Consider the following 19,379-nt stretch of genomic DNA (forward strand, 5'->3'; position numbering starts at 1 on the left):
GGTTTACCACCACACGTCGGCTTGGAAACCTAAGATGAAGTCACTATCTGACTCACCCGATTCGTTTGTGTGAGTCCATGACTTAGGCAGATATGTAGCTAAGAAACGAATTTCTGGAGCAGGTCCCATACCGGTAGGTAAGATAAAGGTTGGCGCAACAGTAATTTTAGACTGGTTAGACGTGGCGCCACTCCAGTTGTTGTGCACATAACCTAATTCACCCTGCACGTAGAAGTGGTCGCTTACTGGGAACGTTGGGCGAACCATTGCAGAAATCCAGTAGTCGTAGCTACCTAGATCATTTTCGTGGTGATCGTTGTATTGGCCTTGAATAGACGGGAAGAAGCCAATGCCATTATCGAGGGTGTAACCGCCCCACAGTAATAAACGGGCCGAGGTATCTTTCTCATCAACCATGGTTAACAAGCGGTTCGCGTCACCACCAGCAGACGCTGAACTCCAGGTCCAATCGGGGTGCTCACCTTGGAACTGCGAACCAGGATGGTAAGCGTTATAAGAAGTGATAGTACCTGCTAGCAAGTTGCCCGAACCTAAACCTTTACCTGCTTGAGCAATAATTTTAGAGAAGCCATTGCCAGGAATACCAAAGAAGCTATTAAGGGTATAAATAGCGGTTAAATCGTAGCCCGTTTCGGCCCACTCTTTGCCATCCATATCCCAGTTATCTGGCATGGTTTTATACATGGCAGACAGTTCAAGCGCGCCATAAGTCACACCAAATTGAAAGGCATGCATGATGTTATTAAGATTTTCTAAATTACCTGCATCGTCAGTCGCCCAACGGTCAATATCAGGGTCTACGCGATCACTGGCAATGTAGGCAAAATCTAGCAGTGCATCACCCACTTCGTAGCCAGTAATACCTACACCGGTACCCGACATATCACTGTAGAAAAAGTCGGTCATAAAGATGTAGTTATCTTTACCGTATTCTCGTTTACCACCCCAGAACACGCCACTTGAGGACATGCCATCAAACTCAATAAATAACTGGCCAAAACCCATTTGGAAGGCATCGGCGCTGGCGCTTAGAGAACTCTCCTGGCCGTAGTCGCCTAAGCCAACATTTACTTTAACTGAGCGGCCATCATCAAAGGCCCAAGTATTAGCAAAGTTAAGGCTAGCATCGTTATCGGCTTCCAAGCCTAAACGACCTAAGGTTTCTTTTTGGCCTGCAAAATTAGATTTTTTAAAATCGTTTTCGGCACTTGTTAGTAGCCCTGCACGAAAGTAGCCATGAAACTCAAAACCTTCGGTAGACGCATTAGCACCACCAGAGAGAGACAAGCTAGACACTGCAGCTAAGCACGCAAGCGATAGTTTAGACAATTTCATTTTAACTCCATTAAAAGTCAGTATTTTCCATATAAAACAACCATCAAAAAGTAAGCGCTTTCTTTTCTTGGCTAAAAAAATGAAAATCTCTAATGCACAAAGCTCACAAAACAGCCACAAACGGCTTAATGAGACAAAGACCAGTAAAAACACATTAAAAAACTTTCATTTTTAGTATAAATATTTAGCAAATAACATAATGTGACCGCCCCCACACAAAAAGAAAGCGCTTACTATTTGAATTGAAATGAATTAAATATATATATAAATCAAAGAATTATATGAATAAAACCAAGCTAAGTGGAGATAGGTTAAGAATTTTGTAGCAAATTCACACTCTACGTTACCAGCGGGCGCAGTTAACTAGAGTGTGAAGAAGGTTATAACTAAACTTTACTGTGCTTTTACAGCCTTAACAAAAACCTCATTGGCATTCACTAAACCTGCTTGCTCAGCGTCTTTAACTATTTTTAGAGCTTTGTCATAGTTCCCATCGGCAACTGCTTGCTGAATAAGTTGCTCAAACATGGCCGCTACCTCTGGTTCTATGCTAGATATTTGCGTATTGCTACTGGCTGAGTTAGCGGAAATACTATCGACACTAGATTGACTAGGTTCTACTTTTACAGCGCTATTGCTAGTTGTAACTACCGCAGCTGCAGCAAGCGCATCAGCATTTTGCTTCTCTGCTGGGACATAATCAAAAGCGAGGCGAGCGGCGCCAATGGCAGTATGTGGTACAGGCTTGTTCATATGAATCTTCATATTTACATCTACTCTGCCAGTTTCTGCGGCCTTACTGTCTGGTGGGTTCAGCTTAGTTTGCTGCTGCATTGCTTCGGTGGTAGTAAACACCAATAGGTATTTCGCCTTTTGCTGGTCTCCGTAGCGGCTCGGCAGCAATATATTGCCGTAATAACGATCTACGCTAACAATAGAGCTGGGATCGTAGTTAATCGTAGTGTCGTCGAATAACTGCAAAGGTTGATGATCTTCATCAAGCACCAAAATCGATGGTACAAACACACTATTTACTATAGGGGCCGATACATCAATATTGGTTACTCCTTGCGCATTAGGTAGCTCAAATGCCTTTACAAAGGAGCGCCCAGAGCTAAAGTTAAATACCGGGTCACTGGCCGTAATAGTAAAATCTAACTTGCCTGGCGCAGTAACTAATTGGTAATCAAGCTGCTTTAAAGATTCACAACATATTGCAGCTTGCTTTAAGGCTGCATAACCTTCTTCTGGCGCAATTTTCTGAATATCTTTGGTATCGTCAGTTCCGTAGTCAACAATCATGCTTTGATTATTACTACAAGCGGTCAAGGCTAACACTATACTTGCGGCCAAAATTGTTTTCATAACAGTTCCCTTTATCTCTAGCAATGCACGCCACACCGCGTGCTACGGGCCTTCCAGCCCTGCCACTTAGTACCTATAAATGTGTTCCGCTTAGCATTTTAGAGTAAAAACACCGACAAACTTCACGTTCAACACACCAAAGTAAGCGCTTTCTTTTTATCAATGTAATAATTCTGCTGCCAAATACAAGGCAAATATTAATCAATAACGCGTTTTGTGAGATGCCTACCAGATAGCATTACTGCGCCAAGCAATACCAGAGGTAACAAAAGTAATGAAGTATTGTCGACAAGAAATCTACTATCCCTTGTTGGTGGTATTCACCATAAGCCTTATGTTGTGGCAGCAGTTTGGTATGAACGTGTCGCTAAACTACCCGATTGATCAGCACTTTAATGCGACAGCACTTAACGATGACATAAATGGGGGGGCATCTGTTGGTACTCTTATGGTTAACGATGCCAATGTCACTTTGCACTGCAAAACCGTAAACTCTCATACCTTTCCATTTTGCAGTATGTTAATTCCACTTAAAGCTAAGCTAAAACAATATGCCGACTTATCTAAGTTTGACACTTTAACGATAGACTTAACCACCGTTGATCTAAGGCGCGACACTGTGCTGATTTACCTGCTCAATAATGAGCAAGACTTACCAAATGGTAATGGCAGAATCAGCCATACTCGCGCCAATATTCAAGCCATCAACCCAACCATTGGACGCGCTCAATATCAATTAGCGTTAAATCAGTTTTATGTGCCATCTTGGTGGGTATTTGCCAAACCCTACGGTATAGACACTGGTGCTAGGTTAGATAATGTAGAGTATTTACAAATTGCGACTGGCGACAATCGTTCACTTAAAGATTTAGAAATTACCCTGCATGCCTTTAGCTTTAGTGGTAAGTGGATAAACGCTAGAGATCTGTACTTTTTGCTGCTGTCGCTATGGATTGCCAGCATAGTGGTACATGCTATTTTCCTTGCCGGAAAAATGCGCAATAAATACATAATATCGAAAAATAAAACTGAAGAGCTTAATAAAATCAATAGCTTTTTGAGCATTGAGCGCGATAAATATAAAACCATGGCAAAGCACGACCCCCTCACTAAATTGCTTAATCGAGCCGGCTTAAGTAGCACACTCTCCACATTGATGAGTGAGTTCTCCCATTCATCTAAAGCAGCCAGCTTAATCATGTTTGATATTGACCACTTTAAACAAATAAATGATCAACATGGTCATGATGTGGGAGACCAAGTATTAGTATCTATCAGTCAGCAAGTAGCAGAGGTTATTAGAGACCAAGATGTATTTGCCCGCTGGGGCGGTGAAGAGTTTGTGATTGTGTGTCCTAATACCCAGTTAAAAGGGGCCTGTGTCTTAGCCGAAAACATTAGATCACTTATCGCGAACAGCCCGCTAATAGAGCAACAACAAGTAACCAGCTCCTTTGGCGTTGCGCAGCTAAACTCGGCCAACATTGATACTTGGTTTAAGCGTGCGGATGAAGCGCTATATAAGGCCAAAATGAATGGCCGAAACAAAATAGAATTTAGTTAAATATGATGCGAATACTCATGCGGCCTTGGGCACAGCCAACACTCACCACTGCACTATTGCTAGGTCTATTACAACCCTATAGTGTTATGGCGAATAGTCAGCACTTCATTAGTTATCCCAAGTTCAGTCAACGCTCAGAGTATTTTGAAAAAGTTTTGGCACTTGCCCTAGCCAAAACCGAGCAAGAGTATGGCATTGCCAATCTTCAAGCCTATGAGCGAGAGCTAAGCAATGAGCGCTTGCGCCGCTATTTACAAGACAAGCAATACATAGACGTAATGTGGTCCACAGCCACTAAACAGCGTAATCAAGCGCTGCGCCCAGTTAAGTTCGACTTATTAAAAGGCCTTGGCCAATATCGCTTTTTGTTAGTACAAGCAGGCGATAGCAAGCGCTTTGAAAATATAAAGACCTTACGCCAACTTCGTCAATTTAGTGCAGGCTCTGGTACCTATTGGAGTGATACTAAAGTAATGCGTTACAACGGCATCGAGCCTGTTACTTCGGTAAACCATAGCCTATTACCTATGTTGGCCGCAGGCCGCTTTGATTACCTTTCACGCGGTGCGCATGAGGTATGGTCTGAGCTTGCAGCTCATCCCAATCAATTTGAATTACTGAATAACGTGGTTCTGAAATACTCTTGTCGTTACTTTTTCTACGTGAATAAAGACAATGTTGAGCTTGCAGAACGTTTAGAAAAAGGGCTTTATCTAGCTCTAAATGACGGCAGCTATAACCAGCTGTTTTTTAGTGAAAGCGACTTTAAGCAAGGCTGGGATAAACTCAACCAACTCGCTCCAGCAAGCATAATCACACTTAATCCACCCTAGGATTAAACGCGCATACCACAGAACCAAAAAAGGAAGCCAAGGCTTCCTTTTTGCTGAGTTAAGTTAGCTTTTCTGGCTAGTAGAAGTAGATGTTGTCTAGATATACGCTATCACTGGTGGTACCCCAAAGCTGCACACCAAGTTGTGATAAACTGGCGGCGTCAAATGCACCGGGTTGAACCATATCTGCAAATACCAGCTCAACACTAATCCACTGCTCGGTTGCCACAGGTAGCATGGTATGGATAACCGGGCCACTGGCAGAGACAACCTGGAATACCGCTTGGCTAACACCACTGGTAGCATACATATCAAAGCGCAAGCCAGTCATGCCAGATGCATTCACAACCCCATCTTGAATACCGTATTGAATGCCCGTTACGCCGCCTTCAACGCCATCTGGAATAATCTGTAAGCGAGCAACATTGTTACCTGCTACTTGAATCTCACTATGGCTTGGCGCATTCCACCAGTTATCAGACCAATAAGAAATCGGTTTATCTACTTGTAAACTATCACTGTATAAAACCAATACCTCATCATCACTCACACTAGGAACGCTTGCCGCAACGCTTGGCCCAGGGTTTTCTGCTGCCAGTACAATCTCTAGGCTGGCATCAGCTCCCAATAACTGCTGATTTTTTTGCGCAGCTCCATAACCGCTAGCATCGGCTTTAACCTTGTGCTCGCCTTCGGCAAGGCTAAGATAAGCCACACCACTGGCGTTAGTAGTTGCACTTTGCTCACCCACGCTCACCTGCGCTCCAGCAATGACTTGAGAAGATTGGTTTACAACACTTACTGCTAACTCGAAGGTATTTGACTGGCCAGAGAAATACAGGTTATCTAAAAACACTGCTTTGCCCTGCTCTCCCCACAACTTAATGCCAGCCATAGTTAACGTGGCTGGGTTTAATACACCGTCACCGTCGCCATCAGCATCTTGCATATCCGCGAAAGGTATTTGATAAGACACCCATTGCTCAGTTTGAGGAGAGATAACGCTATACAAAGCTGAGCCATCACTGGAGACTAAGTGGATCTCCAGTTGACTAATGCCCGCCTCTAAATACAAATCTAGGTTCATATTCACGTGAGAAGAGGCATCTACGCTGCCATTTTCAATACCAAATTCGATACCAGTAACACCGCCTTCTACGCCCAATCCGGCAATCTCATAACGGGCATAGTTGTTATCATCAATCACTCCAGGCGAGTAAAATGGCGCATTCCACCAGTTGGAGTTCCACACCGATACATACTTGTCTTCATTCAAGCTATCACTAAAAATCACTACTGCTTCGTTATCAGCTAGGGCTGGCGGCTGCGGTGCGGCGCTGCTTGGTTGGCTAGTCACTAACTCTTGGCTTAACATGTAAATATCTGTGAGTAACAAGCTGTCACTAATTGCGCTTTCAAAAATTAAACCCAGCCAAGTTAGCTGGCTAAATCCATAGGGCAGAGGAACTTCCATTTCTACCCATCCATCATCCAATGGCGTGCCGCTGCTCAAGGCGTAAGCGACTTTAGATTCAGGATTGCTTGGCCCTTGCAATACCACCTCTACCGCAGTAAATGAATTGGCTTTTATCTTAAATCTAAGGTGGGTATAAGCATCAATCGCTACCGCATTTTCAGGCTCATTCCCCCAGGCAATAGACGCTTTATTGCCCCAGGCGGTGCCACTGGTGATATTAACAACGCGACCCATACTTGCATCATCAAGGTCACTAATTACACTGCCAGATCCCCAGTTATCTCCCCAGTGTTCAATGTTATACGAGCTATCATTGTCGGAGTGAAAAACATATAAAGGCCCGCTAACTGTTGGCAGCGCTTCTAGATTGATATTTAAGCTTAAGCCTTGCTCACCAAGCTCTATAGATTGTTGGTGAGTTTGATATCCAGCCAAACTCACGCTCAAGGAATAGCTACCAGCAGCTAACTCAAAGCTAGAGTAACCTTGTTGATCACTTGTTTGAGCCTGCTCTGCAATGCTTATCTGAGCATCTGCTAATGGTAATTGGCTATTTGCATCCACTACCGTGACAGCAACTTGATAAGCGTTTTGTGGCTCGGGGTCTGTCTCGCTGCTGCCTCCACACCCTAGCATTAAGGCACAACATATTGCCAAAAAGTAAATTTTGAGCATTTCAATCATCACTAATATCCTTATTAATTTTAATAAATTTCAGGTGCAAAAGTGCCTACCCGATTGGGGACAGCAAGGCGAAAGGTAAAGCTTGGCTAAGCGCAAAAAGGCTTAGCCAAAAATGAAATTGCGCTTAAATCAGCGCTTATTTGAAATGTTTACGACGAAAAACCAGCAGACCAGCTAAACCAAGCAAAGTTGCTAAGCCAAAGCTGCCACCACCCGAATCACCATCTGATTGACCATCAACAGGCTCACTGCTTGCTTGCACAGTAAAATCTAAACCATCGCGGGTGCTAAGTTGGTCATCAGCGTTATGCTCTAGACTTACTTGCAGGGAGTAGCTGCCATCAAGCATTGACGCAGGGTCAAACTGCAAAGTGGTTCCCTGCATAATTGGACTAGGTAGTTCATCGGTTTGCCAATACAAACTGTAATTGTCGAGTGGCTCTTCACCCTGCTCAATGTTGGCAGTTACCGTAACCATGCCGGCAGCAGGGTCGACTAAGCGAGTATCATTACCTGCTTGAGTAAGGCTAAGTTCAACACTGGCTAAACTGTCGCTAGGCTCAGAATCGTCGGCTCGGGGTGCATTTTCATCACAGTAGCTAGCATCGCTGCTATCGCTAAATTGGCAATGGGCAATGTAATCGACTTCCATAGTGGCAAGCGCTAAATTGGGATCGATAAAACCACCTAAATTGCCGCCCATAGCCAGATTAAGCAGTACAAACATAGGCTCTTGATATTGGTTGCAGCCACTAATATCCTGGCTAACTACCAAGGTCTCATCAACGTAAAAGTCTATTTTGTCTTCGCTCCACTCCATGGCGTATTTGTGCCAATTTAATACATCGCTACCACCGTTTGGATAAGTATAACGATGCTCTTCACCACAACCTGATACATTAAAGAAGTTGGTAATATAGGTATTTGGCTCATTAGAAAACCATTCCCATACATCTATTTCACCAGCCCCAACATTTGGCCAATTTACATTATCGCCATCACCCTTTATTGGCTGCTCGGCAATGCGGTTTTCTAACATCCAAAACGCTGGCCAAGTACCCGCTTCTAGGTTGTGAAAACGGATCCTCGATTCAATACGACCATACAGAAACTCTCGTTTGTCTTTTGAATTTAAGCGCCCCGAGGTCCAGGTTTTTTGTTGACCGCCTAAAGTTGCACAGTTTTGAGTCTTTTTGCGGGCGATAATTTTTAAGCTACCTTCCGATACCTCATAGTTGCGCTCATCAGAGTAATCATCGTCGGTATAACATTGCACTTCGTTGTTATAGTTTGCTTGAGTTTGAGCGGTCCAATTGCTCCAATTTACCCGGCTACCATCAAAGGTGTCGATCCACTGTACTTCCCAGCCGGCTTGCGCCGATGAGGAAGCTGCAAAAAACAAACCGGCCAACAGCGTTGCTTTTTTAGCAACTGTAAAACGGCTTACTGCATCGTCTTGAGAAAACATCTTGCTTACTATCCTTGAGTTAAGCTGAGCCGTTTTGCTAACCGCGCAGATCGCAGCCTAGCAAAGGGCTAAATAAAAAAGGCGATGATCAAACAGGTTTAATCATCGCCTCTGGCTTACGCGCTAACGACTGGTACGCTAGCTAATGGTTAGAGGCGCTTTACTCCAACCAAGAAATGTTACGAATTTCTATGTTGCTTAAGGTTGGCGCACTGCCACCTGATTCAGCATAAAGATCCGCAATAGTGAACGGTGAGTTAACCACGCTAAGATCAGCAGCAGCAAAATTAGAGAAGCTGCTTAAGCTAATAGTGTGTTCAACCCACTGGTCAGTTAGGGTGTAACCTTGGCCATCGTTAAAGCGAACCCAATGATTAGTGCCGCCCGAGGCCGTAGTTTGGAAACCAAGGTAGAAGCCATAAGCAGCGTCGCCTTTAATTTCAAAAGTGATTTGGGTAGAGCTTGAAAGGTTACTAGTTTGTCCAGGAATACCTACGCCAGCGCCCCAACCCCAATCTTTGGCAGTAGCAGGATCTGAAGCAATGGTTAATACGCCAGTGGCATCATCTACGCCAGCCCAAGCGGTAGCTGGGCTATCCCAACCATAAGCAACAGCACCTTCGTATAAAGCAGTATTCAATACTACAAACTCGCCCTCTTCAGGAGGAGTAACAACAGGAGCATACGGAGGTGGCAAAATAGTTGCCATTAAAGTATCAAAGTCGCCACCAAAGCTAGCTGTAAACGAAGATACATCACCACGGGTTAAACCAGCGCTGTTTAAGGCATCTACTTTATCCCAGGCTAAGTACTTAACGTTGCCGTCAATATCAATTAAGCCAAAGTGTTTTTCTGAGTGACCAGGGTTGCTCTCATCGCCCTTCCATGGCTCGTCAAAGGCTTGGAAGAAAAACAGCGACGCACCAAATTCGTTGGTAAATGTACGCATTGCATCGTAAAACGCTTTTTGCTTGTACTCGTCGGCAGCTTGAGTGCCACCCGCACCAAAGTTTTCATTTGAAACCGTAGACCAGCCAGTTTCACCAATGTGAATCTGCTTGCTTGAATCAATGGTGTTGATAAAGTCTTGAGCCACTTTAATTTGTGACACGGTATGCAAGTAGGCTTTATCCATTGCTGAATCAACTTGCTCCTGCACGGTTAAATCTTGCTCGCTGGCAGGTACTTTCCAATCAGCAGAAAAAGTTGGGTCGTAAAGCGTGTCGTGGTGAGCATAGGTATGTAAAGACACGTAGTCTACCGCTTCAATTAATGCGATAAGATCTGCTTGTTCACCAATGTTGGCACTGTCGTCTATGCCTGCCCATACCGCATGGTTATCAGAACTGGTAATCCAAATATTGGCTACCGATGGGTTCTCAGATTTCCATTGCTGGAAGTCGTTAACGTGGCCAAGGATAATGCCAGGTACCACATGGTATTCCGCCCAATTAACCATTGCTTCATTACCTACAGCAATCACTTTGATGATTTCTGGGTAAGCTAAGGCAAGCTCTTTGGCTTTAGCCATTTCTAAAGCGTTTTCTGGGTTCTCTTGGTCGTGAATCACTGGTTGATCAGTCCATGAGTTTAGGGCATCAATCCATACCCCTAACTGCACGTACATTTCAAAAGATTCATCTTCGGCCATTAGCTCGGCAATGGCTTGCAATAGGTTCTCGGTATTGCTTTTACCATCAAGGCCAATGAAACCTTGAGTATTGTAGGTGCGGAGCATTTTGATGCCCATGGCCGATAAAATTTGCATGTCTTCTTTATGCATATCAACCGTTGGTACATTAACGCCACTTTCTCTTACTGTTGAACGCCAAGCACCATAAGAAATCGCTAAGTAATCGGGGTTACCCAAGATTACATCGCCGTTTAGAGCGCTAGGATAAACGCTACCGGGGCCAGGTTGAGGAGCAAGCTCGGTGCCAGTTCCTGGACCAGTGCCCGGATCACCCGAATCATTCAGTGGCTCATCGGCACAAGCCACCATTAATACCGACATGGCGGCCAGCAAAATTGATTTTAAACTACATATTTTCATCTTTTTTCCACCAGTTAAATTGAAACAATTAACCTGATACTTCCTTGAAAAATGAGAATACGTTTAGCGCATTCTCGGTGACTGATAAATGCAGGGGCACTTAGCAAAATGCCCCTGCAATCTAAGCTTACTGCTGAGCGCTAAAGCTGATGTTGTCGAAATACATAACAGTATCAGCAGGGCGAACCTCTACGATGGGGTCATCAAAGTCTGGGAATACCACAACTTCAACCATATCTCCTTGTGCAGCAGCTGCGGCAAACTCTGGGTGCTGACTAAAATCAAAAGTCAGCTCTTCCCATTCGCCCACCTTAGTATTGCTCGCAAGAATCTCTGCTCCCCATTGGTTAGCCGCTGCTAACTTAAGGCGTACTGCGCTGATTTTGTCTTTATAAACCATCATTTTCACAGTGCTGTTGCTAGCGTTAAGCTCAAAACCTTCTACTGATCGAGTCACTGTGCCAGCCCATGGTGCCCCCGCTGCGCGAGCGGTGATTTTGGCTACCGTAGCAGAGCCGTTAATGCCAGAAGTATCAGGGTTAGCAACAAACTCAATAACTGGGTTGTCGTCATTTTCAAATACTTCCCAACTTAGTGTTTTGGTTTCGAAATCTATGCCTTCATCGATAGTTACCGTGTTGTCATCACCAGCGATTGGCGCTTCGGTACCGCCAGTGGAAGAGACTTGAACGTTGTCGACTAAGTATTTAGAACCGATGCCCGTTCCCCATGCTGGAAAAATCATCACCACGTCAATAGCGCTTGGATCTAGTCCTGCATTTTGTAACTCCGCTAAGTCAAAGCTGTAGTGCTTCCAAGTATCTAGCTCTGGAAGCTCGGCTAAACTCAGTTCTGCGAAGTTAGCTCCGCCGTTTGATTCAACTTTAAACTTCCAATCGGTTGCGCCACCTTCAGCGGTCAATTTCAAGTCAAAAGATATAGACCCACCGTTTGCCCAAGCGCTCGCATCAATAGGAGCTCCGTTGGTAGCGCCGTGATCGGCACGGCTACTAAAGCCATTAACCTGTTCGCCAACTACTTCAAACTCGGTGGCTGCTCCATAGCTATCATCGTTATCGGTCACCACGGCTGGTGTGGTACCGCCACAACAATCCCAGGCGATCCAACTTGGGTTAGCGGCATCATTGAAAATTACCACTGAGTCACCTTCAGGCGGATCAACTGGGTCAACTGGGTCAACTGGGTCAACTGGGTCAACTGGGTCAGTAGTGTCTTCTTGCTCTACAAAGGTCACGTCATCCCAGTAAAAAATTTTGTCTTCACTGGCGTCCACTAAGAAGTCGAAGAAAATTGATTTTTTGTTAAAGGTAAATTCTGGATTAAGTTGCTGGGTACCATCTGCAACATTGGTAAAGTCGAAGCTAAGTTTTTCCCAAGCTTCCGCGACGGTTGTATAAACAAGCACCTCAGCGGTTTGTGTATCATCGTCAGCGTTTTCTACTTTAAGTAGTACTGGTACGCCCGATTCAGGTGAATACACCCACACACTGATGATGCTGCGATCTTGGGTAATGGCTAAGGTGGCCGTATCGCCCAGTGTGGTGCCAGCCCAGTCTTCTGCAGCCGCTGCTTTGGTAGTTTTAATTACCGTAGCACTAGTGCTGTAAGCGGTAATGCCATTTAAGGCTGGATTAGCTGCGGCTAACTCGGTTACCGCACCACCAAAATCTGTCATGGGTAAATCTAATGATAGTTTTGTTCCGCTGTCAGCATCTGGGTTAGTTGGTTCTACCGGATCAACAGGGTCGGTGGTATTACCGTCTGCCACAAACTCTACATTGTCTACGCGGTAAACTGCGCCTTCACCTTCTCCCCAAGCTGGGTAGATTAAGATGTTATCAATGCTGCTTAGGTCTAAACCTTGGGTCGCTAAGTCTGCAAGGTTCACACTAACGTGCTGCCAAGTATCTAACACCGGCGCGGTGATCATTATTTCAACTTCTTCACCACCGGCGTCATTTTGAATGCCGCCATTACTTTCTAATTTTACCGCCCAGTTCACATCGCCTGGGCTGGCTGTCATTTTAAGGTCAAACTCCAAAGTACCAGTGCTTTCCATTGCACTTGCATCTAGAGCACCACGCTCACTATCACGTACAAAACCTAAAACCGCTGGCTGAGCATTAATCGCAAACTCGGTGACCATGCCGTAGTCACTAAGCTCTATTGGATTCGTTGGTGTGGTGCCACCACAACAGTCCCATGCAGGCCAATAAGGGTTCACTGCATCATTAAACACCAGCAGGTCGTTGCCTACTGGATCAGTTGGCTCAACTGGATCGGTAGGCTCTACTGGATTTGCGGGGGTTTCGCCATTTACTACTTCGTCAGCACAACCACTTAACGCAAGAGCCAAAGCGGCAGCTAATACCGTATTGGCCAGTTTGAATTTGCTATTTGTCACTGTCATTCCATGTGTCCTTGATAGTTATTAACATCATGTTTTAACTAAAAAACGGATTATTTTCGGCTCCCAAAAAAGAAAGCGCTTACTTTTTATTGCTAAAAAAATGACTTTTCAGCCAGTATTCTTGTCCATGAATTTGTTTAGAGCGCAATGCTACATCGCCATTACACGTATAAATAAACAACAGCTAACGGAATCTGTACAGCGTTACTGCAAGGCTTAATTAAAAATATTGAGGCTCATCACGAAAAGTAAGCGTTTTCAAAATATTATTCATACAAATCCTATGAAAAGCTTATCAAGATCCAACATGCACGACTTAAATTCCAAGAAAATCGTGTACTTTCCACTCATAAACACCCCTAATTAGGTAAAAATAGAGCTAAATGTGACCTAAGTAGAAAAATAACCGCCTTTAGATTGCCTACATTTCGATTCTAAAATAGAGTGCCTCAAAAGAAAGCGCTTTCTTTTTGGTTTTTAAGACTTATAGTATGGGCCTTAAGGATTAATAAGAAAGCGTACCTAGCGAGAGTGCCGATAAAAAAGGATTATCTAATGCAGAGTAAAACGGTTTTATCTTCAATTATTTGCGGTTTAATGTTGTCATCAGGAAGCGCAATAGCCAGCGATGTTAAACAAGGCGGAACCCTTACCGTACCCATCATTGGTACTGGTTTTGTAGAAAACTACAACCCTTATACTTCTAAAGACTTATTACATGGTGTGATGTTTGAACCATTAATGGTCTTCAACAATATGACCGGTAACACTGAGTGGCGCCTGGCTAAATCAGCTGAATATTCCGACGATCTTAAAACCATTAAGCTCACCCTTCGTGATGGTTTAACCTGGTCTGATGGCAGCCCTCTTACTGCTAAAGATGTAGCTTATAGCTTCACCATGACCAAAGAAAATGGTGCATTTGACCAACGGGGTATTTGGACCGAAGGCAACCTAATTAGCATTGAAGCAACGAATGAGACAACGGTAGAGTTTAAGTTAAACCAGGCTGATTCAACCTTTATCTGGAACCTAGAGAAATACCATATCATTCCAGAAAAGGTGTGGAGTAAAGTAAGTGACTTAACCACCTTCACAAACCCCAACCCTATTGGTAGCGGTCCAATGACCGAAGTGAAGTATATAAAAACCCAGCAAATGGAGTTGTGCCGCAACCCCAACTATTACCTGGAAGGTTTGCCTCACCTAGATTGTATTACCTACCGCTCTTACAACGATAACTCGCAAATTCAGCCCGCTTTAATGAAAGGCGAAATTGACTGGGGTTCAAACTTTATTGCTGATATCGACAATACCTTTGTTGCGGCAAGCCCAGAAAATCATCATTACTGGTACCCAGCAAACGATGCTATTCATTTATACGTAAATACAAAAGAAGCGCCTTTTAGCGATTTAGAATTACGTAAAGCCTTATCAATGGCTTTAGATCGTGAAGCGATTGTAGATATCGCGGCCTATGGTTACCCAACGGTTAACTTTAATGCCGGTGGTATTGGCGAACTATACAGCACTTATATTGATGCCGACGTTACCGCTAAGTACAAAGACTTAACCACTTACAACCCAGACAAAGCTAACCAAATGTTAGATGCAGCTGGCTATGTAGATAAAAGTGGCGATGGCTTCCGCCAAACCAAAGACGGTAAGCGCATCGAGTTTGATATTGAAGTAGTAAACGGCTGGACCGATTGGATCCAAGTAGTACAAATGGTTACCGAATACTTCGAAGAAGTAGGCATTAAAGCCAATGTGAAAACCGTTGACTGGGCAGTCTATGACTCGTCACTAAAAGACAGTAAATACAAAATGTCGATTAACTGGTCGCTAGTAGCTACCCACCCTATTTTGGCTTACCAAGATTACTACTCAAGTTCGCGCATTGGTAAAACGTGGCATGGTGGTCATGGTGTTCACTCACCAGAAATTGACGCCCTAATTGATGGCTTTGGCAAAACTAACGACACTGCAGAACAGGCCGACATTATCAAGCAGCTGCAAGTATTTAGCGCAGAGAACTTACCTTTCATTCCGCTATTTTCTAATCCAACTTGGTTCCAATACAACAGCTCTAAAATTGTTGGTTGGCCAAACGCAGAAAACCCATATGTACAGCCAGTATGGTACGACGGTGGTAAACGAGTGTTAATCATTAACAATCTTCACCTTAAGTAACACAACTGTAGAGAGCCACTGGTTGGCTCTCTTACTTTGGAAAATATTATGAGTTTTTTATTACGCCGACTGGGCTTTTACTTCACAGCCTTCTTGATCGCCATCTCCTTTAACTTTTTGTTACCCCGGTTAATGCCAGGCGATCCAGTTGACGCATTATTTGCAGCAGCTCAAGGCAGAATGGATCCCGCGCAAATGGACGCGGTAAGAGAAATGTATGGTTTTATGGATGGCTCGGTTTTTGAGCAATACATTGCCTACATTAAAAGTGTATTTACCTTGGATTTAGGTCCTTCAGTATTAATGTTCCCAGTGGGAGTAACTGAAGTGATAGGTATGGCCCTGCCGTGGACCATGTTCCTAGCCCTAGGTTCATTGATTGTAGCGCTAATTATCGGGGTATCAATTGGCACCTACGCTTCTTATCGACGTGAAGGTTTTTTTGGTCAGGTATTTCCGCCGGTACTCGCCTTTATTAGTAATTTCCCGTACATCGTAACTGCATTATTGCTGTTCTACTTTTTTGGTTTGCAGTTAGAGCTGCTGCCACTGGCTTATACCTACGACCCTACCTTAGACCCTGCTTTTAGTTGGGAGTTTATTGGTAGCGTACTTAAACACGCCATATTACCCATGGGCTCCATGGTTGTGGTAGGCATTGCCACCTGGGTATTTAACATGCGTAACGCCATGATTAATGTGCTGGGTGAAGACTATGTGACGATGGCAGAAGCCAAAGGTCTATCGAGCTTTCGGGTAATGTATCGCTACGCTGGGCGTAACGCGATCTTACCGGTAGCTACCGCTATAGCCATGGCCATTGGTTTCTCATTTGCCGGCTCAATCATGACCGAGGTGGTGTTTAACTACCAAGGCTTAGGCAACATCTTGCTTAAAGGTATTGTGGCGCGCGACTACCCACTTATTCAGGCTATTTTGCTCATTCTTGTTACTGCGGTACTAACTGCAAACTTCATCGCCGACTTGTTGTATGTCTGGCTTGATCCCCGTATTTCGAAGTAGGTTTTACTATGGAACATCATCACAACTCAGCTAAGTGGCGCCAAGTATTAGCCAAGTGTTTAGCCTTTTTTCATGGTAATCCACCGGCAATTATTGGCGGATTACTAGCTACAATTATTTTGCTCGGTGCACTATTTGCTCCAGCAATTGCAACACACGATCCACAAAAACGTGTATCCAGACCTCACCAAGCGCCAAGTGCCGAATACATTATGGGCACAACCCGTAACGGCCGCGACGTTTTTAGCCAAGTGCTTTTTGGCGCCCGTAAATCACTAACGGTTGCGATTACTGCCGGTATTATTGCCATGAGCATTGCGGTAGCCGTTGGCGTTAGTTCTGGTTACTTTGGTGGCAAAATTGATGAATGGTTAAACTTCATCACCAATGTATTTTTGGTTTTTCCGCAACTGCCCTTATTGATTGTATTAGCCGCCTTTCTTGGGCAAGTGGGCTCCTTAGTGATAACCGTGCTGCTGGGGGTCACCTCCTGGCCATGGGGCGCTAGGGTTATCAGAGCCCAAACAATGGCAATACGAAACAAAGAGTTCATCATCTCGGCCGAGGTAATGGGCGAATCCAAGCTGCGCATCATCTTAGTGGAAATTCTTCCTAACTTAGTTTCTATCGTATTTGGTGGCTTTTTGGGTACGGTGATTTACGCCATGGGCTCTGAGGCCGGTTTAGGCATATTAGGTTTAGGCGACGCCACCGAAGTTAGCTGGGGCTCTATGCTCTACTGGGCGCAAGTTTCTTCTTCTCTCTACACCGGCGCATGGTGGGAGATGTTAGTACCAGCCTTAGCTCTAGCCTTTACCGGTGGTGCGCTAGCGCTAATTAACATGTCAATTGACCAAGTAAGTAATCCAAAACTTAAAACTGGTCCGCACCTAAAAGTATGGAAAAAACTGCAAAAAGCAGCCAATCAACGTCGAGGTTTAGCATGAGCCAAGCATTACTAGAGATTAACAACCTAAGCGTTGACTATGTTTCACCCAATGGCATTGCTCGCGCGGTAAACAATGTAAGTTTAAGCATTGCCCCAGGCGAGACCCTTGGCCTAGCCGGTGAGTCGGGTTGCGGTAAAAGCACCCTCGCCTTCGCGATTTCTCGTTTACATAAAGCACCCGCGCTAATCCCTGAAGGAGAAATCCTTTATAAGGGCAAGGACGTGCTGAAAATGAACGATAAACAGCTACGGGCATTTCGCTGGAATGACACCTCGGTAGTATTCCAAAGTGCCATGAACTCACTTAACCCGGTTATCACCATTGGTGAGCAGTTAACCGATGTTATTTTGGCTCACAAGCAAGTCAGTCTAAAACAGGCTAACGAAAAAGCCACTGAGTTGCTGTCGGTAGTGGGTATTCATGGCGACCGCTTAAAAAGCTTCCCTCACCAATTAAGTGGTGGCATGCGCCAACGTGTCGTTATCGCTATCGCCTTAGCGCTAGAACCAAAGCTAATCATTATGGATGAACCAACCACGGCTCTAGACGTAGTGGTTGAACGAGAGATCCTTAATGAGCTTTACGATCTAAAAGAGAAGTTTGGCTTCTCGATTTTGTTCATTAGCCACGACTTAAGCTTAATGGGCGAAATAGCCGACCGTATTGGAGTTATGTACGCCGGTAACTTGATTGAAATTGGCGACGCCAAAACAGTATTTAACCAGCCTAGCCACCCTTATACCAAAGGTTTGGTTTCGTCGTTCCCAACCATTCATGGGCCAAAAGAGCGCTTATACGGGATCCCAGGCGACCCTGTAAACCTGCTCAAATTACCTAGCGGCTGTAACTTTCAAGCGCGCTGTAACGATTGTGTAGAAAACTGTAAAAGCGATGAACCTATTTTGCGCGCACAAGCTAGCGGTGTTCATGCTGCTTGTCATATTTTGGAGGTTCAAAAATGAGCGTAGTAAGCGAAAATCAAACCGTACTTGCGGTCGAAAACTTAATTAAAGACTTTCCCATTGGTTTATCGTCTAACCCAAATAACCTAATGCGGGCAGTTAACGATGTATCTTTTGAGCTTAAAAAGGGCCAAGCCTTAGCGATTGTTGGAGAGTCTGGCTCCGGTAAAAGTACCGGTGCTCGGGTGCTAACACGCATCTATGAGAAAAATGGCGGTGACATCCTATTTAAGGGCCTGCCTTTGGATGAGTTTGTAAAACAACATGGTTCGCTAGAATATGCTCGCCAAGTACAAATGATCTTCCAAGACCCCTTTGGCTCACTTAACCCGGTACATTCAATCTACCACCATATTGCTCGCCCCTTGCTAATTCACAAACGCGCCAGCAAAAAAGAACTGCGCAACAAGGTTTACGAGTTGCTCGATTTAGTAGGCCTTTCGCCAGTAGTGGAAACCGCCGAGAAATACCCCCATGAGCTAAGTGGTGGTCAACGCCAGCGGGTTGCTATTGCCCGCGCACTAGCGGTTGACCCAGAAGTTATCTTAGCTGACGAGCCGATTTCAATGTTAGACGTATCGGTGCGCTTGGGCATTTTGAACCTTATGGCCGATTTAAAAGACAAACGTGGCATCAGTTTCATGTACATCACTCATGATATTGCTACCGCGCGCTACTTTGCAGAAAAGACTGCTGTTATGTACGTAGGCCACATGGTGGAATGGGGCAACAGTGACAAAGTAACCCAAACGCCACAGCACCCTTACACCAAGCTATTACTGTCGGCGGTGCCAGAAGCAAGTAAAAGTGGCCGCCGTGAACTAGGTGCGAAAAAGGGAGACATACCTATGTGGCACCCTAACTCAGTGGGTTGCCCATTTGCTGCGCGTTGCCCAAATGCATTGGACAAGTGTAATCAAGCATTTCCAGAAGTGACTCAAATTGCCGACGATCACTTCATACGTTGTTTTAACGTTTAACAAGAATTTTTTTGCGCTGAAAAGTAAGCGCTTACATGGA

General features: G+C 44.6%; 13 protein-coding genes. 7 read left to right on the top strand and 6 right to left on the bottom strand.

Annotated elements, in window-relative coordinates; all coding sequences use genetic code 11:
* Nucleotides 1-3: 3 nt before the first annotated feature.
* Both ACYFDN_RS18440 and ACYFDN_RS18445 read right to left on the bottom strand, forming a co-directional pair.
* Nucleotides 4-1,356 (bottom strand): carbohydrate porin, encoded by a 1,353-nt coding sequence (locus ACYFDN_RS18440; protein WP_016401621.1) that lies wholly within the window; start codon nt 1,354-1,356, stop codon nt 4-6.
* 393 nt (nt 1,357-1,749) lie between these two features.
* Nucleotides 1,750-2,721 carry a MalM family protein gene (locus tag ACYFDN_RS18445; RefSeq protein WP_472589158.1) on the bottom strand — a complete coding sequence of 324 codons (972 nt, stop codon included), beginning with the start codon at nt 2,719-2,721 and terminating at the stop codon, nt 1,750-1,752.
* Between the two features lie 274 nt (nt 2,722-2,995).
* Between ACYFDN_RS18445 and ACYFDN_RS18450 the strand changes: the two genes are divergently transcribed.
* Nucleotides 2,996-4,285, top strand: a complete 1,290-nt coding sequence (locus tag ACYFDN_RS18450) for a GGDEF domain-containing protein (protein ID WP_483512277.1) — start codon at nt 2,996-2,998, stop codon at nt 4,283-4,285.
* Nucleotides 4,286-4,287: 2 nt separating this feature from the next.
* Complete coding sequence (locus ACYFDN_RS18455; protein WP_483512278.1) at nt 4,288-5,118, top strand: hypothetical protein; 831 nt, start codon at nt 4,288-4,290, stop codon at nt 5,116-5,118.
* A 76-nt stretch (nt 5,119-5,194) separates the two neighbouring features.
* Here ACYFDN_RS18455 and ACYFDN_RS18460 read toward each other — a convergent pair whose 3' ends face one another.
* The 4 genes from ACYFDN_RS18460 to ACYFDN_RS18475 form a co-directional block, all read right to left on the bottom strand.
* Nucleotides 5,195-7,279 carry a carboxypeptidase regulatory-like domain-containing protein gene (locus tag ACYFDN_RS18460; RefSeq protein ID WP_483512279.1) on the bottom strand — a complete coding sequence of 695 codons (2,085 nt, stop codon included), beginning with the start codon at nt 7,277-7,279 and terminating at the stop codon, nt 5,195-5,197.
* A gap of 136 nt (nt 7,280-7,415) precedes the next feature.
* On the bottom strand, nt 7,416-8,747 hold the full coding sequence (locus ACYFDN_RS18465; protein ID WP_483512281.1) for a glycoside hydrolase family 16 protein: 1,332 nt from the start codon (nt 8,745-8,747) through the stop codon (nt 7,416-7,418).
* 160 nt (nt 8,748-8,907) lie between these two features.
* Nucleotides 8,908-10,800, bottom strand: coding sequence for a glycoside hydrolase family 17 protein (locus tag ACYFDN_RS18470; protein ID WP_483512282.1), 1,893 nt, complete (start codon nt 10,798-10,800; stop codon nt 8,908-8,910).
* A gap of 127 nt (nt 10,801-10,927) precedes the next feature.
* The gene (locus tag ACYFDN_RS18475; RefSeq protein ID WP_483512283.1) at nt 10,928-13,231 is read right to left on the bottom strand and encodes a hypothetical protein; all 2,304 of its coding nucleotides are present in this window, start codon (nt 13,229-13,231) and stop codon (nt 10,928-10,930) included.
* Nucleotides 13,232-13,786: 555 nt separating this feature from the next.
* Between ACYFDN_RS18475 and ACYFDN_RS18480 the strand changes: the two genes are divergently transcribed.
* Genes ACYFDN_RS18480 through ACYFDN_RS18500 form a run of 5 tightly spaced genes read left to right on the top strand, consistent with a single transcriptional unit; the run spans nt 13,787 to nt 19,339 of the window.
* Nucleotides 13,787-15,424 (top strand): ABC transporter substrate-binding protein, encoded by a 1,638-nt coding sequence (locus tag ACYFDN_RS18480; RefSeq protein WP_152784225.1) that lies wholly within the window; start codon nt 13,787-13,789, stop codon nt 15,422-15,424.
* A 48-nt stretch (nt 15,425-15,472) separates the two neighbouring features.
* Nucleotides 15,473-16,447 carry an ABC transporter permease gene (locus ACYFDN_RS18485; RefSeq protein ID WP_016401631.1) on the top strand — a complete coding sequence of 325 codons (975 nt, stop codon included), beginning with the start codon at nt 15,473-15,475 and terminating at the stop codon, nt 16,445-16,447.
* An 8-nt stretch (nt 16,448-16,455) separates the two neighbouring features.
* Nucleotides 16,456-17,394, top strand: coding sequence for an ABC transporter permease (locus ACYFDN_RS18490; RefSeq protein WP_221074779.1), 939 nt, complete (start codon nt 16,456-16,458; stop codon nt 17,392-17,394).
* Complete coding sequence (locus ACYFDN_RS18495) at nt 17,391-18,359, top strand: ABC transporter ATP-binding protein (RefSeq protein WP_329774826.1); 969 nt, start codon at nt 17,391-17,393, stop codon at nt 18,357-18,359. Before ACYFDN_RS18490 ends, ACYFDN_RS18495 begins: the two co-directional genes overlap by 4 nt.
* Complete coding sequence (locus tag ACYFDN_RS18500; protein ID WP_016401634.1) at nt 18,356-19,339, top strand: ABC transporter ATP-binding protein; 984 nt, start codon at nt 18,356-18,358, stop codon at nt 19,337-19,339. Before ACYFDN_RS18495 ends, ACYFDN_RS18500 begins: the two co-directional genes overlap by 4 nt.
* Nucleotides 19,340-19,379: the final 40 nt, after the last annotated feature.

Source organism: Agarivorans sp. D1326 (genome assembly GCF_056958115.1).

Coding starts and splice junctions, on each gene's coding strand:
- ACYFDN_RS18470 (WP_483512282.1), bottom strand. CDS start 10,800: ATGAAAATATGTAGTTTAAAATCAATTTTGCTGGCCGCCATGTCGGTA.
- ACYFDN_RS18495 (WP_329774826.1), top strand. CDS start 17,391: ATGAGCCAAGCATTACTAGAGATTAACAACCTAAGCGTTGACTATGTT.
- ACYFDN_RS18465 (WP_483512281.1), bottom strand. CDS start 8,747: ATGTTTTCTCAAGACGATGCAGTAAGCCGTTTTACAGTTGCTAAAAAA.
- ACYFDN_RS18475 (WP_483512283.1), bottom strand. CDS start 13,231: ATGACAGTGACAAATAGCAAATTCAAACTGGCCAATACGGTATTAGCT.
- ACYFDN_RS18445 (WP_472589158.1), bottom strand. CDS start 2,721: ATGAAAACAATTTTGGCCGCAAGTATAGTGTTAGCCTTGACCGCTTGT.
- ACYFDN_RS18480 (WP_152784225.1), top strand. CDS start 13,787: ATGCAGAGTAAAACGGTTTTATCTTCAATTATTTGCGGTTTAATGTTG.
- ACYFDN_RS18485 (WP_016401631.1), top strand. CDS start 15,473: ATGAGTTTTTTATTACGCCGACTGGGCTTTTACTTCACAGCCTTCTTG.
- ACYFDN_RS18460 (WP_483512279.1), bottom strand. CDS start 7,279: ATGATTGAAATGCTCAAAATTTACTTTTTGGCAATATGTTGTGCCTTA.
- ACYFDN_RS18455 (WP_483512278.1), top strand. CDS start 4,288: ATGATGCGAATACTCATGCGGCCTTGGGCACAGCCAACACTCACCACT.
- ACYFDN_RS18490 (WP_221074779.1), top strand. CDS start 16,456: ATGGAACATCATCACAACTCAGCTAAGTGGCGCCAAGTATTAGCCAAG.
- ACYFDN_RS18440 (WP_016401621.1), bottom strand. CDS start 1,356: ATGAAATTGTCTAAACTATCGCTTGCGTGCTTAGCTGCAGTGTCTAGC.
- ACYFDN_RS18450 (WP_483512277.1), top strand. CDS start 2,996: ATGAAGTATTGTCGACAAGAAATCTACTATCCCTTGTTGGTGGTATTC.
- ACYFDN_RS18500 (WP_016401634.1), top strand. CDS start 18,356: ATGAGCGTAGTAAGCGAAAATCAAACCGTACTTGCGGTCGAAAACTTA.